Below are 14,771 nucleotides of genomic sequence, written 5' to 3'. Positions count from 1 at the left end.
TTCGATATTGCGCCGTCGGAGTTTTCGCCATGTCTCGTCGTCTTCCTCCTCTTTACGCCTTGCGCGCGTTTGAAGCTGCGTCCCGCTACAACTCGTTCACCCGGGCGGCGGAAGAGTTGTCGATCACCCAAAGTGCGGTGAGCCGGCACATTCGTACCCTGGAAGAGCATTTCGCCTGCCGCCTGTTCCAGCGCAGCGGCCGCACCTTGCAACTCACAGAGGCAGCGCGCCTGTTGCTGCCGGGCGTGCGTGAAGGCTTTGCGGCCCTGGAGCGCGCCTGCCATACCTTGAATGCCGAGGACGACATCCTGCGCATGAAGGCGCCGTCCACCCTGACCATGCGCTGGCTGCTGGCGCGCCTCAGTCGCTTCCGGCACCTGCAGCCGGGCAATGAAGTGCAACTGACCAGCGCCTGGATGAGCGTCGATGAGGTGGATTTCAACCAGGAACCCTTCGATTGCGCGGTGTTGCTGAGCAACGGGCATTTCCCGCCGGACTGGGAAGCCAGCTACCTGTTTCCGGAGTTGCTGATTCCGGTGGGCGCGCCGAACCTGTTGAGCGACGGGCCCTGGGACGTTGCACGCCTGGCCTCTGCCGAACTGCTGCACCCGACGCCGGACCGGCGTGACTGGCGCAACTGGCTGGAGCGCATGGGGCTGTCATCCCAGGTTTCGCTCAAGGGCGGGCAGGTGTTCGACACCTTGGAGTTGGGCATGATCGCCGCCGCCCGAGGGTACGGCGTGTCCATGGGCGACTTGCTGATGGTGGCCGAAGACGTGGCCCAGGGCCGCCTGAGCCTGCCATGGCCCACCGCTGTGGCCAGTGGGGAAAATTACTATCTGGTGTGGCCGAAGACCCGGCCGGGTGGCGAGCGTTTGCGACGGCTGGGTGACTTTCTCCAGGGCGAAGTGCAGGCCATGGAATTGCCCCAGGTCGAGCGCCTCGACTGAGTGGATTGCGCACCGGCCAGCAATCGTTTGCGCGATACCCCTGTGATTCGCTCAAGTATTGAGCCTACCCGCCGAAGTAGGGTTGTTGGAACTACCGTTCTGCAACGTTTCCCCTATTAGAATTTTGCCGAGCAGCGCTATGAGATCAGGATGATCCTGGCCTCGGCCAGCAGCCTTCATGTCTCAACCTCGCGCCCGGATTGCCTCTCAACTGGGGCTTGCCCTCGCCGTGATACTGGCTGTCGTCATCAGCGGCAGCACGGTATTCGCGTTGCGATCGCTGGACTCCGCCAACCTCGACACCCGCGAGGAGCACCTGGCCAGCGAGGCCCGCTTGCTGGCCGACCAACTCAATACCTTCCACAGCACCTTGCGCGAAAGTACCCAGCGTTTGAGCGGGCTGTTTGAAAAGCGCTTCAGCGCCGGCTTGAGTACGCGCCCTGAGCAACCGGTGACGGTGGCGGGCGTGCAGACGCCGGGCCTGTACCTGGGCGAGGAAGTGCTCAACAACAACTTCGCTGAAGTCGATGAGTTCAAGCAGATGTCCGGCGGCGTGGCGACCTTGTTCGTACGCAGCGGCGAGGACTTTATCCGCGTCAGCACCTCCCTGACCAAGCAGGACGGCAGCCGCGCCATCGGTACGGCGCTGGATCACCAGCATCCGGCCTATCAACGCTTGCTGGGCGGGCAGGGCTACGTTGGCCGTGCGGTATTGTTCGATCGCTCCTACATGACCCAGTACAGCCCGGTGCGGGACGCCAGCGGCAAAGTGATTGCGGTGCTGTTTGTCGGCTTCGACTACACCGATGCGCAGAACGCCCAGTTCGACAACCTCAAGCGTTTCCGCATCGGCCAGACCGGTTCCCTGGCGCTGCTGGACGAACAGAAGCACTGGCTGGTACCGCCCGCTGGCGTGCAGGCGCTGGATCAGTCGATTCCGGTGATGCTCGACCTGGCCGCCAAACCTGGAAAAGGCCGTTTCTGGAGCGACAAGAACGAAGACTTCTACAGCGTTGCCGTGCCGTTTGAAGGCGGCCCGTGGTCGGTGGTGGCGAGCATGCCGAAAGCCGAAATTCGCGCGGTGACCTGGTCGGTGGGGATTCGCCTGGCGATCGGCAGCTTGCTCGCGATGCTGCTGGCGGTGGGCGCGGCGGTCTGGTTGCTGCGCAGCAAGTTGCAGCCGTTGGGCGACCTGGTGCGTCAGGCCGAAGCCCTGGGCGCCGGTGATTTGAGCGCACGGCTGAACGTTTCCAGCCATGACGAAATCGGCCAACTAGCCCGCAGTTTCAACCAGATGGGCGAAGCGCTGTCGACCATGGTGTCGCATATCCGCAAGGCGGCTGAAGACGTGAACAGCCGCGCCCAGGCATTGTCGGGGTTGTCCGGCGGTGCGTATGAAGGCATGGAGCAACAGTCCGGCGAAATCACCAGCATGGCCGGCGCGGTGGAGGAGTTCAGCGCCACCTCGCTGAATATTGCCGACAACATGGGCAACACCGAGCGCCTGGCCCAGGACAATGCCCAGCAAACCAGGATCGGCCGCACCTCGATGCAAGAAGCGTCGTCGTCCCTGGAACACATCGCCACTGCGCTGAACAGCACGGCCACGGTGATCAACACTCTGGGCCAGCGCTCCCAGGAAATCGGCGGGATTGTCGGCGTGATTACCGCGATTGCCGAACAGACCAACCTGCTGGCGCTCAACGCCGCCATCGAAGCGGCGCGGGCCGGTGAGCAGGGCCGTGGGTTTGCGGTGGTGGCCGATGAAGTGCGCAACCTCGCATCGCGCACCCGTCAGGCCACGGATGAGATTTCCGGGATGATCCAGAGTATCCAGCAGGAAACCGGCAACGCCATCAGCACCATGGAGCAAGGCAACGTGCTGATGCAGGAAGGCCTGGCTCGCAACGCTGACGTCGCCTCTGCGCTGGCGCGGATCGACGAGCAAAGCCGCTCGGCGGGCCAGCAGTTTGCGGCCATTACCACGGCGACCCAGGAGCAGAGCAGCACGGCGACCCTGCTGAGCAGCAACTTGCAGAGCATCGCCCTGGCCAACAGCGAGCAGCGTGAAGTGGTGTCCAACCTTGCGATCACCGCCAAGGAACTGGAGACCCTGGCGGCGGGCTTGCGGCATGAGGTTGACCGGTTTCGTTGATTGACTGTTCGGGCCTCATCGCGGGTAAGCCCGCTCCCACAGTTGACCGTGTTGTTCTGGAGTACGCGGTCCACTGTGGGAGCCGGGCTTGCCCGCGATGACGGCCGACCCGACGCCTCAAACGTCGGATCGGTCGCCCAGCCCCGGGTCCACACGCTTGCCAATGTCCTTGAGTCGCGCCAGTTGATCAACCATCCCTGGCGCTTCATCCAGGCTGCTGACAAAGGTCCACAGGTAAGTCATCACCGCATACACATGGCCGGCCTTGACCGCCGGCGACAGCGCCAACTGGCTGATGGCGACCACAAACAACAGCGCCGCCAGCGTGCCGATAAACAGGAACGCTGCGGCCTCGCGGTCCGACAGCCAGATGCGCAGGCGTGACAGCACCTGGTAGTGGCGCTGCAAGGTCTGTGCGCCGACCTTTTCCACCAGGCCGATTTCCTTTTCCAGGCGGTCATTCAAGCGCTCATGCAGTTCCTGATTGCGCCGGGCGAAACGTGGCAACAAGGTTGTGCACAGCACCAGCGCGGTCAGGCACGCCAGGCCGATCCACGGCTCGATCACCAACAGCATCACTGCCGCACCGACGATGGAAACCAGCGCCGTCGCGATGATCGGCACGTGTTTTTCGAAGAAATCCACAAAGTCCCGCGCCAACACCACCCGCGCAGCCGCCCGTGAGGTGCTGTGGTTTTGCAGGCGCTGGTTGAGAATCACCGGCACCGCCAGGTCCGCGTAGATACGGGTGAAGGTGCGCGTATCCAGCGCCCGTCGCGCCGCCCCGACCACCCAGAACGCCAGCACCACGGCGGCGTAGAACAGCGCGCTGCCGGCATCGCCGCGGATGATCGAGTCCACCGCGAACCCCGCAAACAGTGGGTAGGCCAGCAGCAATGCGTTCTCCAGGGCCACCAGCGACAAGGTGCAGAACAACTTGCCGGGATAGGCCTTGGCGATCGCCTTGAGGGTTTGGCTGGCGGATTGTTGCCCGATCTTTTTGCTTTCTTCGATCAGGATCTGGGGTGTTACGGATGACATGGGGTGCACCGAGAGTGAGATAAACGCTATTATTGAGCGACTGCTCAAGTATCATTGAGCGACCGCTCAAAAAGCAAGCGCCGTCGATCTGCCGGTGCCTGAAGGAAAAGCCTCATGTCGCGTATCGACCGTAAAGACCAGATCATCGCCGCCGCCCTGGAGCTGTTTCGCAGCAAAGGGTTTGCCGATGTTTCCACCCGCGACCTGGCGGAGCATGCCGGGCTGTCCCGCAGCCACGTCTATCACTACTTCAGCGACTGGAAAGAACTGCGCCGCGAAGCGTTCGTGCGGTTCGCCAACGAGCAACTGGACGAGGTGAGGGCGCCGCTGGTGGATCTGCCGCCATTGGAAGCCCTCGAAGGGTTCCTGCGTGACTGCCTGCCCTCCACGGCAGACGCCGGTTGGGCGCTGTGGCTGGATGCCTGGGACGAAGCCATGCATGACGAGCCATTGGCCCAGGCCTACCTGGTGATCAACGCCCAATGGCAAGCCATGCTCGCCGAGATCATCGAGCACGGTGTAGCGGCCAAGGTGTTTCGCTGTGAGTCGCCCAAGCGCGCTGCGCGACAACTCTTTGCCGTAGCGATGGGCTATGCCGATGACTTGTTGCTCAAACCCTCCGTTGAATCCGCTGAAGCGGTGATGGATGAGGTGATGGAAGTGGCGGGGCTGCTCCTGGCGTTGCCTAGGACGCGCTAGCAGGGCGGTACTGCAAGGCCTCCGCCAGATGATGGCGGGCGATGGCTTCCACTTGTTCCAGGTCGGCCAGGGTGCGGGCGACCTTGAGCAGGCGATGGGCTGCCCGCAACGACAGCGTCAGCCGTTCGCAGGCGCTTTCCAGCCAGCCTTCATCAGCCTTTTTCAGTTTGCAGTGCTGGCGTAGCCCCGGCAGGTCGAGAAACGCATTGGCGCAGCCCTGGCGCCGTTGTTGGCGGTCCCGGGCATCGGCGACGAGGACGGAGGCGCTGGCGGTATCATCACCGGGCTGTATGCCCGGGTTCAGCGCGGTGCTTTCCCGGGCGACGGTCACGTGCAGGTCGATCCGGTCCAGCAGCGGCCCCGAGAGTTTGTTGCGATAGCGCTGAATCTGCTCCGGCGTGCAGCGACAGCGCCCACTGGGCTCGCCCACATAGCCGCAAGGGCAGGGGTTCATTGCCGCCACCAACTGAAAGCGCGCCGGGAAACGCACCCGGTCGCGAGCGCGGGAAATCACGATATGCCCGGACTCCAGCGGCTCACGTAGCACCTCCAGGACCTTGCGATCAAACTCCGGCAACTCGTCGAGAAACAACACACCGTGATGGGCCAGGGTTATTTCCCCCGGCTGCGGTTTCGAGCCGCCGCCCACCAGCGCCGGGCCGGATGCCGAATGATGCGGCTGGCGAAATGGCCGGTGTGGCCAATGGCTCAGCGGCGCCAGGCTGACCACCGATTGAATCGCCGCCACCTCCAGCGCTTCCTGTTCACTCAAGGGCGGCAACAACCCCGGCAGACGGCTGGCGAGCAAGGTCTTGCCGGTGCCCGGTGGCCCGCTGAGCAACAGGTTGTGGGCGCCCGCCGCAGCGATCAACAGCGCACGCTTGGCCGCCAGTTGGCCCTGCACTTCACTCAGGTCCGGGTAGGGTTTGTTCAAGTACATCAGGCCACTGGAAACGAAGGGCTCTATCGGCACGTGACCGTTCAGGTGCGCCACCACTTGCAGCAGGTGATCCACCGCAATCACCTTCAACCCCGAGGCCAGGCAGGCTTCCTCGGCATTGGCCCGCGGCACGATCAAGGTGCGCCCGACCTTGCGCGCCGCCAGGGCTGCCGGCAACACACCTTTCACCGGCCGCACCTCACCGGACAGCGCCAACTCGCCCAGGCATTCCACGTTATCGAGGGTCAGCGCCGGTACCTGCACGCTGGCGGCGAGAATCCCCAGGGCAATCGCCAAATCAAAGCGCCCGCCGTCCTTGGGGAGGTCGGCGGGCGCGAGGTTGAGGGTGATGCGACGGGACGGGTATTGCAGCGCAGAGTTGAGGATCGCACTGCGCACGCGGTCTTTGCTTTCCTTGACGGCGGTTTCCGGCAGGCCCACCAGCGTCAGCGACGGCAAGCCGTTGGCCATGTGCACCTCGACAGTGACGGCGGGCGCTTCGACGCCTATCTGGGCGCGACTATGGACGATGGCGAGGGACATGCTGGTTCCTTGAAATGAGTGGCCGCTTCCTGCGGTTTTTCAAGGGTAGTCGAGTGAGGGCGGCGCGCGGCGGCGAGGTTTTACAGAACGTATCGCGCTAACGGTCCGACGGCGGCACACATAGAAACTCCTTCGCCAACGTCAACCACGCCTGCGCCGCAAACGACAATTTGCACTGCCGACGCCACGCCAGCATCAATCTCCAGTTCAGCGCCGGCGACTGTATTTCCGCGATGCTGAACTGGCTCGCATCAAGGGTTTCGCAGAATGCCCGGGGCAGCAGGGTGATGCCCACGCCCAGTCGTACCAGGGAGGCAATAAAGTCCCATTGGCTGCTGCGGCCACTGATCCGCGGCTCAAAACCGGCTTGTGCACAGGCATCAAGTACGAATTGGTTCAGGGTGAAGGTGTCATCGTAAAAGATGAATTCGCAGGCTTGCAGTTCGCTCAACTCCACCGAGCTGCGGCCTTGCCAGGGCGAGTCATGGGGCGCGAGCAGGCACAGTGGCGATTCGAACAAGGGCATGGATTCGAATTCGGACCAGATATCCGCCACGCGCGGCGAGTCCAGGATGGTGCCGAACTCCAGCGTGCCCTGGCGCAGATCCTGGATGGTGATATTGCCGCCGCTTTCGAACAGTTTCAGTTCGATCTTCGGGTAACGGGCGTGATACTCCGCAAAAATCGGCGCCAGTGCGAGGTGGGTGGAGGGCGAAAGCCCCATGCGCAGGGCGCCGCGCCCGACATGCTGCAAGTCTTGCAGCTCTACCGTCATTTCATCGTGCAGCGCGATCATTTCCTTGGCGCGCTTGAGCACAATTTCCCCGGCGTCCGTCAGGGTGAAGCGTTTTCCCATGCGGTCGAGCAGCTTCAGGCCCAGGCTCGACTCCAATTGCTGCACCATCTTGCTGACTGTTGGCTGGGTCAGGTGCAGCTTCACAGCGGCTTTGGTAAAGCTCTGCTGGTCGACGACTTCTACGAAATAACGGAGCGCCCGGATGTCCATCTTGCATTCCAATTTTGCATGGTTTTCATAATATTAATTCATTATATCTTTAAAAAATGGCTGGATAAGATTTGTTACATCTGTTCCCAGCCAGCGCTTCCATGACGCCTTAAGGGCCTTGCCAGACGCTTCCATGGCCAGATTTCTCGCAGTGTATGAATCAAAGGCAACGCTATTTCTGGAGAGCAACTGTGCTTAACAAAACGCGTCATTCTTTTTCCGGTTCTGATGAGATGTCTCAGGGAGCGCGCTTCGTTAAGGAGTTGCTGGCGCAGGCGCAGATCGAGGTCAACGGGCCATCGGCTGCCGATATGCAATTGCACCACAGTGCCACATTTGATCTCGCCCTGGCCAAGGGCAATCTGGGCCTTGGCGAAGACTACATGGATGGCGGCTGGGACGCCGAGGCGCTGGATGAGTTTTTTTTCCGCCTCATGCGCTCCGGCGTGATCGACCAGGCTAACCCGGCCACCTTGTTGTTTCACGCGTTCAGCTCCCGCTGGCTGAACCTGCAAAACAAGAAACGCGCCTGGCAAGTCGGCGAAGCACATTACGACCTCGGCAATGACTTCTACGCACGCATGCTCGACTCGCGCATGACCTACACCTGTGGCTACTGGAAAGATGCCACCACCCTGGAGCAGGCGCAGTTCGCCAAGCTGGACCTGATCTGTAAAAAACTGGGGCTCAAGCCGGGCATGCGCGTGCTGGATATCGGCTGTGGCTGGGGCAGTTTCATGAGTCATGCGGCCGAGCACTACGGGGTCGAGTGTGTCGGCGTGACCATCTCCAAGGAGCAGGCGGAGTGGGGGCGGGCCAAGTATTCACATCTGCCGATCGAGTTTCGTCTGCAGGACTATCGGGATATCGACGAGCAGTTCGACCATATCGCCAGTGTCGGCATGTTCGAGCATGTGGGGCGCAAGAACCATCGGGCGTATATGGAGGTCGCCAACCGCTGCCTGAAAGACGATGGGTTGTTCCTGCTACACACTATCGGCAAGAACCAACGCAACAGCACGCCGGATCCGTGGATCGACAAATACATCTTTCCCAACGGTGATTTGCCCTCGATCGGGCAGATCGGCGACGCCATGGACGGGTTATTTGTTGCCGAGGATTTGCACAACTTTGGCGCCGACTACGACAAGACGCTGATGGCCTGGTGCGAAAACTTCGAACTGGCGTGGCCGGATTTCGCAGACACCTTTGGCCAGCGTTTCTACCGGATGTGGCGCTATTACCTGCTGTCGTGTGCAGGGGCGTTTCGCGCGCGGGATATCCAGCTGTGGCAGTGGGTATTGTCGAAGAAGGGGGTTGTCGGCGGGTATCAGCGGGTGAGCTGAGGGTTGCAACGGTTTAACGGGGACAGGCGAAACCTGCCCCGGTTGGGCCGGCTTATTCGGCGGCAGGCGTCAATCGCGCTTCCAGCTCCGCCACCTTGGCCTCAAGGCTTTCCAACCGCGCCCGAGTGCGCGCCAGCACCACCATCTGGCTATCAAACTCTTCCCGGCTTACCAGGTCCAGCTTGCTGAAACCGCTTTGCAGCAGTGCCTTGAACTGGCTTTCAATTTCATTGCGTGGCAGCGGCGTGTCGCTGCTGAACAGGCGGGAGGCGTGGCCGCTCAGGGCGTCGAGGAGGTCTTTGGGCGCGAGCATGGGAAATAGTCCGGAAAATCTGTTGGCCGGCAGTGTATCACGCAGCGTCTATAGTCTTTTCCAGCCCCTGCGGCGCACGCTTTTCGCGCATGAGGACGGGCGGTCGCGCACCGTTTTCGTGCGTATCTTCGCTGTCGTGGCGCCCGGTAGGTGGGCACAGGCGAACAAAGGACTGATTTCAGTGATTTTTACGGAGCTGGCAAGCTTTCTGCTTAGACGATCATGACCCATGCACTGATGCAGTCGCTGTGACGATGCAGTGCGCCGACGGACCAGCGGTACATGTTTCGTCACCAGTGGTTAGCGAGCGTCGCAATGGCAAATGCCAGGGCGACGAAGCGTTACAAAGCCAGGCACTGCGCTTAGACTTGAGACGGGTTTGTTTTCCTGGGGCAAGTCCACCAATTCGGGAGAGAGTTTTCATGAAGCTAGTCACTGCCATCATCAAGCCGTTCAAGTTGGACGATGTACGCGAGTCACTGTCCGAGATCGGCGTGCAGGGCATTACCGTTACTGAGGTCAAAGGCTTCGGTCGGCAGAAGGGTCACACCGAGCTGTATCGCGGCGCGGAATACGTGGTCGATTTCCTGCCAAAGGTGAAGATTGATGTCGCCATTGACGACAAGGATCTTGACCGGGTTATCGAGGCGATAACCAAGGCCGCCAACACCGGCAAGATCGGTGACGGCAAGATCTTCGTGGTCAATCTGGAACAGGCTATTCGCATCCGTACCGGCGAAACCGATACCGACGCAATCTAAGCCGCCAAACCCCAACGCCCCAGGAGAAAACAATATGACTCTGCGTAAATTCGCAGGGCTAGGAGCCCTGTTGTCCCTCGTAATGCCGGCCCTGGCCATGGCGGCGGACCCAGTACCTGCTCCAGTCCTCAATTCCGGCGACACCGCGTGGATGCTCACGTCCACCGCGCTGGTGCTGTTCATGACCATTCCAGGCCTCGCGCTGTTCTACGGCGGCATGGTTCGCTCCAAAAACATTCTTTCCGTGATGATGCAGTGCTTTGCCATCACCGGCCTGATCACCATCCTGTGGTTCGTGTACGGCTACAGCATGGCGTTCGACACCACCGGTATGGAAGCAGGCGTCGTCAACCTCAACTCGTTTGTAGGTGGCTTGTCCAAACTGTTCCTCTCGGGTGTGACCCCGGCCAGCATCACCGGCCCGGCGGCGTTGTTCCCTGAGGCCGTGTTCGTGACCTTCCAGATGACCTTCGCGATCATCACCCCGGCGCTGATCGTCGGTGCATTCGCCGAGCGGATGAAGTTCTCCGCGATGCTGATCTTCATGGGCGTCTGGTTCACCCTGGTCTACGCACCGATCGCCCACATGGTATGGGGCGGTCCGGGTTCGTTGCTGGGCGACTGGGGCGTGCTGGACTTCGCAGGCGGCACCGTGGTGCACATCAACGCCGGTGTGGCCGGCCTGGTAGCGTGCCTGGTACTCGGCAAGCGTAAAGGCTTCCCAACCACCCCAATGGCCCCGCACAACCTCGGTTACACCCTGGTGGGCGCGGCCATGCTGTGGGTCGGCTGGTTCGGCTTCAACGCCGGCTCCGCTGCTGCGGCCAACGGCACTGCCGGCATGGCGATGCTGGTGACCCAGATCGCTACCGCTGCTGCGGCCCTGGGCTGGATGTTCGCCGAGTGGGTCACCCACGGTAAGCCAAGCGCACTGGGCATCGCCTCGGGTGTGGTTGCGGGCCTGGTGGCAATCACCCCAGCCGCTGGCACCGTGGGCCCGATGGGCGCCCTGGTGATCGGCCTGGCTGCCGGTGTGGTGTGCTTCTTCTGCGCCACTACCCTGAAACGCAAACTGGGCTACGACGACTCCCTGGACGCCTTCGGCGTGCACGGTATCGGCGGTATCCTCGGCGCGATCCTGACCGGCGTGTTCGCCGCACCGTCGATGGGTGGCTTCAACGCCGCTACTACCGACATTGCCGCACAGGTCTGGGTTCAGGCCAAAGGCGTCGGCTTCACCGTCATCTACACCGCTATCGTGACGTACATCATCCTCAAGGTGCTGGACGTGGTGATGGGCCTGCGGGTGACCGAAGAAGAAGAGGCGGTTGGCCTCGATCTGGCGCAACACAACGAGCGCGGCTACAACTTGTAAGTACGCGAAAAAAAGATGCCCGGCTTGCCGGGCATTTTTTTGCCTTGGGTTTGTCTGTGGCTAAAGGTGTATGGGTTTTTTTGCGACTTTGTGATGGGATCCGCACTGCACTTTTCAGTGTGCGAATGTCTTACAGGCATGTAGGCGTATTCGGCACTTTGTTTTTTCCCTGAGCGCGCTAGAATGCGCGCCGATAGGCGGAGAACTGTATGTGGCAACAGACCCTGATAACCCTGCGGGCCAAGCCCCGGGGCTTTCATCTGGTGACGGACGAGTTGCTCGCCGGCCTGCCTGAATTGAAGGCCTGTCGGGTGGGACTGTTGCATTTGTGGCTGCAGCACACCTCGGCCTCGTTGACGGTCAACGAGAATGCCGACCCGGCGGTTCGCCGTGACTTCGAGCGTTTTTTCAATGCGCTGGTGCCGCAAGGCACGGCGGGATATGAACACAACGACGAGGGTCCGGATGATCTGCCGGCGCACTTCAAGGCCAGTCTGCTGGGCTGTCAGCTGAGTTTGCCGGTAAGGGCCGGCCGCTTGGCGATGGGGACCTGGCAAGGTGTTTATCTGGGCGAGCACCGTGATCATGGCGGTGCTCGTAAAGTCCTCGCCACCTTGCACGGTGATGGGGCATAAGCCACTGGTTAACCGGTGGATGTTGATTTTTTTCCGGCGGCCGTCGACAGGCGGCGAAGCTGGGCTATAACTAATCTGCTTTTCGCAAGTCATGAGGTAGAACATGAGCGACGATGATCTGGAAAACGACGACCTCGAAGTAGGCGACGACGACGAAACCGAAGAAGGTCTTGAGGCGGCTGCCGAAGACGTGGCTGACGACGACGGTGGCGACGATGCACCGGTCCCGGCAGCCAAGGGCAAGGCCAAGGCTGCAGTGTCGGTTGACGAATTGCCGAGCGTAGAAGCCAAGAACAAAGAGCGCGATGCGCTGGCCCGGGCGATGGAAGAATTCCTCGCCAAAGGCGGCAAAGTGCAGGAAGTCGAGGCTAACGTGGTGGCAGATCCACCGAAGAAGCCGGATAACAAGTACGGCAGCCGGCCTATCTAAGGCCTGCTGTTTGCTTGCTGAAAAAGCCCGCCGTCGCTGCGGGCTTTTTCATGGGCGCTACAAAATGGTCAGGGCCAACACCCATCCAAGGATGAAGAGCGTGTGTGGCGAGGGAGCTTGCTCCCGTTGGGGCGCGAAGCGGCCCCTGGTTGGGTCGACGCGGTCTTTCAGAAAGGCCGTCGTGGCTGGTTCAGGGGCCGCTTCGCAGCCCAGCGGGAGCAAGCTCCCTCGCCACAAAAGCCCTTCATCATCAGGTTATGCTTTCCAGCGGGCTAGCACGTCGGGTAGCTCGGTCAGGCTGCGAATCTCGGCATCCGGCAATTTCTCGGCCTCCCAGGCCTTGCCTGCCGGGTTGAACCACACCGCCCGCAGCCCCGCCTGCTGCGCACCGGCAATGTCATCCCCTGGATGGTCACCCACATGCACTGCCGCGCCCGGCGCTACGCCACCGCGCTGCAAGGCTTCCTGAAACAACCGCGCATCCGGCTTGGCAATACCAATGTCTTCAGCCCGGAGTGCAAAGTGGAAGTAGTCCGCCAACCCCACACGTTGCACATCGGCATTACCGTTGGTAATCACCCCCAGCAGATAGTCGCGGCGCAGTGCTTGCAGCATCGGTTCCGCTTCGGGGAATACGGTGAGTTGATGCCGGGCATGGATGAACGCTTCAAAGCACACATCCGCCATCTGCGCCGCTTCCGGCAACGGGTACCCGGCTTCCTCGAAGGCGTATTGCAGCACCTTGTGACGCAACACGCTGATGCGATATTTCAGCTCGGGATGACGCTCCAGCACCTGCTGGCGCAGGCTGGCAAACTTCTCCAGGGGCAAGTCGCCCACCTTGGTGGCGTGGGTCGCCAGCCACTCGCGCATCGATGCCTCGGCGCTGATGATGACCGGCACGTTATCCCAGAGCGTATCGTCCAGGTCGAAGGTGATCAGCTTGATGCTCATGAGTCACTGCCCTTAATGCGTTTGGCCCGTGGATGGGCGCTGTCGTACACCGTTGCCAGGTGCTGGAAGTCCAGGTGGGTGTAGATCTGGGTGGTCTTGATGTCGGAGTGGCCCAGCAGTTCCTGCACCGCACGCAGGTCCTGGGAGGACTCCAGCAAGTGGCTGGCAAAGGAGTGCCGGAGCATGTGCGGGTGCAGGTTCTGCCCCAGCTCGCGCTCGCCGGCGGCCTTGACCCGCACTTGTATGGCCCGGGGCCCGAGACGCCGGCCTTGCTGGCTGATAAACACCGCGTCGTCCGCCGGGTTGGCCAGGGCGCGCAGCGGCAGCCATAGCAGCAAGGCTTCGCGGGCCTTCTTGCCCACGGGTAATACGCGGGTCTTGCTGCCTTTGCCGAGCACTTGCACCAGGCCATCCGCCAGGTCCAGTTGATCGAGGTTAAGCCCGGTCAGTTCCGACAGGCGCAGGCCCGAGGAGTAGAAGAGTTCGAGGATTGCCTGGTCGCGATGGGCCAGGAAGTCGTCCTCCACGGCGCCATCGAGCAATTGCAGGGCGCGATCCGTGTCGAGGGTCTTGGGCAGGCGGCGTTCACCCTTGGGCGGCGCCAGGCCGTTGGCCGGGTCGTGGTCGCACAGGCCTTCGCGGTTCAGGTACTGATAGAGGCCGCGTACCGCCGATAACAGGCGCGCCAGGCTGCGGGAGGATTGGCCTTGCTGGTGCAGGCGGGCGATCAGGCTGCGCAGACCCTGGATGTCCAGGGCCTTCCAGCTGCCGATGTGTTGTTTCTCGCAGAACGCCAGGACCTTGTTCAAGTCCCGCCGGTAGGCTTCCAGGGTATGCGGCGACACCTGGCGCTCGCTGCGCAGGTGAGCGCAGTAGGCGTCCAGTTGTCGTTCCATGGCTAGCGCACCGCGCGCAATGCGCTGGTGAAGCGTGGCAGGACGCGGCCCAGCACTTCGGCGATGTAGCTCAGGAACAGCGTGCCCACCGAGCTTTTGTAATGCTGCGGATCACGGCTGGCGATGGCCAGCACGCCATGCAAACCTTGATGACTGAGGGCAACCACGGCGGTGGAGCCGATCTGCTGGCGCTGCTCGGCGCCAAACAGGAAGTCCAGCTCATGTTCGCGCAAGGTGCCGCTGATGGTCTTGCCTTCGGACAGCAGGCCGCCAATCGCGGTCTGGGCATCGCTGCCGCTGACCCAGCGACCCACCGGCATCGGGTTGTCGCTGAACAGGATCAGGCTGACAAAGGGCACCTGGAAGTCCTGGCGCAGGCTGTCTTCGACGGCAATCACCGCTTCTTCCAGGCTGGCGGCGTCCATCAGGGTCAGGACCAGGCGGCGAGTCTTGTCAAACAGGCGGTCGTTGTCACGGGCCACGTCCATCAGCTGCGAGAGCCGATGACGCATCTCGATATTGCGCTCGCGCAGGATCTTCATCTGCCGCTCCACCAGCGACACGGTATCGCCACGCTGGTGGGGAATACGCAGGGCCGGCAACAGCTCTTCGTGTTCGACGAAGAAGTCCGGATTAGCCTCCAGATACGCCGCAACGGCTGCGGCCTCCAGACTTTCGCTTGGGGATGCTTTCGCGGGTACTTGAGGCTTATCAGTCATTAGATTTG

The 14,771-nt window shown here is 61.8% G+C and carries 15 protein-coding genes; 8 read left to right on the top strand and 7 right to left on the bottom strand.

Features of this window, described 5'->3' with window-relative positions; all coding sequences use genetic code 11:
• Positions 1–29 precede the first annotated feature (29 nt).
• Both HX869_RS02680 and HX869_RS02675 read left to right on the top strand, forming a co-directional pair.
• Entirely contained in the window at positions 30–950 is a 921-nt protein-coding gene (locus HX869_RS02680; RefSeq protein WP_003208769.1) for a LysR substrate-binding domain-containing protein, read from the top strand.
• 178 nt (positions 951–1,128) lie between these two features.
• Positions 1,129–3,105, top strand: a complete 1,977-nt coding sequence (locus HX869_RS02675) for a methyl-accepting chemotaxis protein (protein WP_008439409.1) — start codon at positions 1,129–1,131, stop codon at positions 3,103–3,105.
• Between the two features lie 117 nt (positions 3,106–3,222).
• On the opposite strand, the gene HX869_RS02670 is transcribed toward HX869_RS02675, so the two are convergent.
• Positions 3,223–4,146 carry an ABC transporter six-transmembrane domain-containing protein gene (locus tag HX869_RS02670; RefSeq protein ID WP_008439408.1) on the bottom strand — a complete coding sequence of 308 codons (924 nt, stop codon included), beginning with the start codon at positions 4,144–4,146 and terminating at the stop codon, positions 3,223–3,225.
• A gap of 114 nt (positions 4,147–4,260) precedes the next feature.
• Between HX869_RS02670 and HX869_RS02665 the strand changes: the two genes are divergently transcribed.
• The gene (locus HX869_RS02665) at positions 4,261–4,845 is read left to right on the top strand and encodes a TetR/AcrR family transcriptional regulator (RefSeq protein ID WP_177028054.1); all 585 of its coding nucleotides are present in this window, start codon (positions 4,261–4,263) and stop codon (positions 4,843–4,845) included.
• Here HX869_RS02665 and HX869_RS02660 read toward each other — a convergent pair.
• Positions 4,832–6,328: a YifB family Mg chelatase-like AAA ATPase gene (locus tag HX869_RS02660; RefSeq protein WP_178902708.1), complete on the bottom strand. Its 1,497-nt coding sequence runs from the start codon at positions 6,326–6,328 to the stop codon at positions 4,832–4,834. The genes HX869_RS02665 and HX869_RS02660 overlap by 14 nt on opposite strands.
• A 97-nt stretch (positions 6,329–6,425) precedes the next feature.
• The gene (locus tag HX869_RS02655) at positions 6,426–7,334 is read right to left on the bottom strand and encodes a LysR family transcriptional regulator (protein ID WP_003208779.1); all 909 of its coding nucleotides are present in this window, start codon (positions 7,332–7,334) and stop codon (positions 6,426–6,428) included.
• A 263-nt stretch (positions 7,335–7,597) separates the two neighbouring features.
• Between HX869_RS02655 and cfa the strand changes: the two genes are divergently transcribed.
• Positions 7,598–8,680, top strand: coding sequence for a cyclopropane fatty acyl phospholipid synthase (gene cfa / locus HX869_RS02650; RefSeq protein ID WP_003208781.1), 1,083 nt, complete (start codon positions 7,598–7,600; stop codon positions 8,678–8,680).
• Positions 8,681–8,732: 52 nt separating this feature from the next.
• Here cfa and HX869_RS02645 read toward each other — a convergent pair whose 3' ends face one another.
• Positions 8,733–8,942 carry an accessory factor UbiK family protein gene (locus tag HX869_RS02645; RefSeq protein ID WP_371103568.1) on the bottom strand — a complete coding sequence of 70 codons (210 nt, stop codon included), beginning with the start codon at positions 8,940–8,942 and terminating at the stop codon, positions 8,733–8,735.
• A gap of 473 nt (positions 8,943–9,415) precedes the next feature.
• Here HX869_RS02645 and glnK point away from each other — a divergent pair, with 473 nt between their 5' ends.
• The 4 genes from glnK to sutA all read left to right on the top strand — a co-directional run bounded on the left by glnK (position 9,416) and on the right by sutA (position 12,194).
• Positions 9,416–9,754, top strand: coding sequence for a P-II family nitrogen regulator (gene glnK / locus HX869_RS02640; protein WP_002555808.1), 339 nt, complete (start codon positions 9,416–9,418; stop codon positions 9,752–9,754).
• Between the two features lie 34 nt (positions 9,755–9,788).
• Positions 9,789–11,129 carry an ammonium transporter gene (locus HX869_RS02635; RefSeq protein ID WP_008439352.1) on the top strand — a complete coding sequence of 447 codons (1,341 nt, stop codon included), beginning with the start codon at positions 9,789–9,791 and terminating at the stop codon, positions 11,127–11,129.
• 209 nt (positions 11,130–11,338) lie between these two features.
• On the top strand, positions 11,339–11,764 hold the full coding sequence (locus HX869_RS02630; protein ID WP_003208787.1) for a secondary thiamine-phosphate synthase enzyme YjbQ: 426 nt from the start codon (positions 11,339–11,341) through the stop codon (positions 11,762–11,764).
• A 103-nt stretch (positions 11,765–11,867) separates the two neighbouring features.
• Entirely contained in the window at positions 11,868–12,194 is a 327-nt protein-coding gene (sutA, locus tag HX869_RS02625) for a transcriptional regulator SutA (RefSeq protein WP_003208791.1), read from the top strand.
• Between the two features lie 255 nt (positions 12,195–12,449).
• On the opposite strand, the gene HX869_RS02620 is transcribed toward sutA, so the two are convergent.
• The 3 genes from HX869_RS02620 to HX869_RS02610 are packed head-to-tail and all read right to left on the bottom strand — an operon-like array spanning position 12,450 to position 14,763.
• Complete coding sequence (locus tag HX869_RS02620) at positions 12,450–13,148, bottom strand: HAD family hydrolase (protein ID WP_178902707.1); 699 nt, start codon at positions 13,146–13,148, stop codon at positions 12,450–12,452.
• Positions 13,145–14,044, bottom strand: a complete 900-nt coding sequence (xerC, locus tag HX869_RS02615) for a tyrosine recombinase XerC (protein WP_003208794.1) — start codon at positions 14,042–14,044, stop codon at positions 13,145–13,147. The genes HX869_RS02620 and xerC overlap by 4 nt, the downstream gene beginning before the upstream one ends.
• Before the next feature lie 2 nt (positions 14,045–14,046).
• Complete coding sequence (locus tag HX869_RS02610; RefSeq protein WP_088422095.1) at positions 14,047–14,763, bottom strand: DUF484 family protein; 717 nt, start codon at positions 14,761–14,763, stop codon at positions 14,047–14,049.
• Between the last annotated feature and the right edge of the window lie 8 nt (positions 14,764–14,771).

Source organism: Pseudomonas sp. P7779 (assembly GCF_013386315.1).
In the GTDB taxonomy this organism is placed as follows: domain Bacteria; phylum Pseudomonadota; class Gammaproteobacteria; order Pseudomonadales; family Pseudomonadaceae; genus Aquipseudomonas.
Note: the sequence above shows the minus strand (reverse complement) of the source record. Positions and strands in the feature narration are given on the sequence as shown.

What these genes read in the sequence shown, in the direction of transcription:
- HX869_RS02680 (WP_003208769.1), top strand. Translation starts at nt 30, where the DNA reads ATGTCTCGTCGTCTTCCTCCTCTTTACGCCTTGCGCGCGTTTGAAGCT.
- HX869_RS02675 (WP_008439409.1), top strand. Translation starts at nt 1,129, where the DNA reads ATGTCTCAACCTCGCGCCCGGATTGCCTCTCAACTGGGGCTTGCCCTC.
- HX869_RS02670 (WP_008439408.1), bottom strand. Translation starts at nt 4,146, where the DNA reads ATGTCATCCGTAACACCCCAGATCCTGATCGAAGAAAGCAAAAAGATC.
- HX869_RS02665 (WP_177028054.1), top strand. Translation starts at nt 4,261, where the DNA reads ATGTCGCGTATCGACCGTAAAGACCAGATCATCGCCGCCGCCCTGGAG.
- HX869_RS02660 (WP_178902708.1), bottom strand. Translation starts at nt 6,328, where the DNA reads ATGTCCCTCGCCATCGTCCATAGTCGCGCCCAGATAGGCGTCGAAGCG.
- HX869_RS02655 (WP_003208779.1), bottom strand. Translation starts at nt 7,334, where the DNA reads ATGGACATCCGGGCGCTCCGTTATTTCGTAGAAGTCGTCGACCAGCAG.
- glnK (WP_002555808.1), top strand. Translation starts at nt 9,416, where the DNA reads ATGAAGCTAGTCACTGCCATCATCAAGCCGTTCAAGTTGGACGATGTA.
- HX869_RS02635 (WP_008439352.1), top strand. Translation starts at nt 9,789, where the DNA reads ATGACTCTGCGTAAATTCGCAGGGCTAGGAGCCCTGTTGTCCCTCGTA.
- HX869_RS02630 (WP_003208787.1), top strand. Translation starts at nt 11,339, where the DNA reads ATGTGGCAACAGACCCTGATAACCCTGCGGGCCAAGCCCCGGGGCTTT.
- sutA (WP_003208791.1), top strand. Translation starts at nt 11,868, where the DNA reads ATGAGCGACGATGATCTGGAAAACGACGACCTCGAAGTAGGCGACGAC.
- HX869_RS02620 (WP_178902707.1), bottom strand. Translation starts at nt 13,148, where the DNA reads ATGAGCATCAAGCTGATCACCTTCGACCTGGACGATACGCTCTGGGAT.
- xerC (WP_003208794.1), bottom strand. Translation starts at nt 14,044, where the DNA reads ATGGAACGACAACTGGACGCCTACTGCGCTCACCTGCGCAGCGAGCGC.
- HX869_RS02610 (WP_088422095.1), bottom strand. Translation starts at nt 14,763, where the DNA reads ATGACTGATAAGCCTCAAGTACCCGCGAAAGCATCCCCAAGCGAAAGT.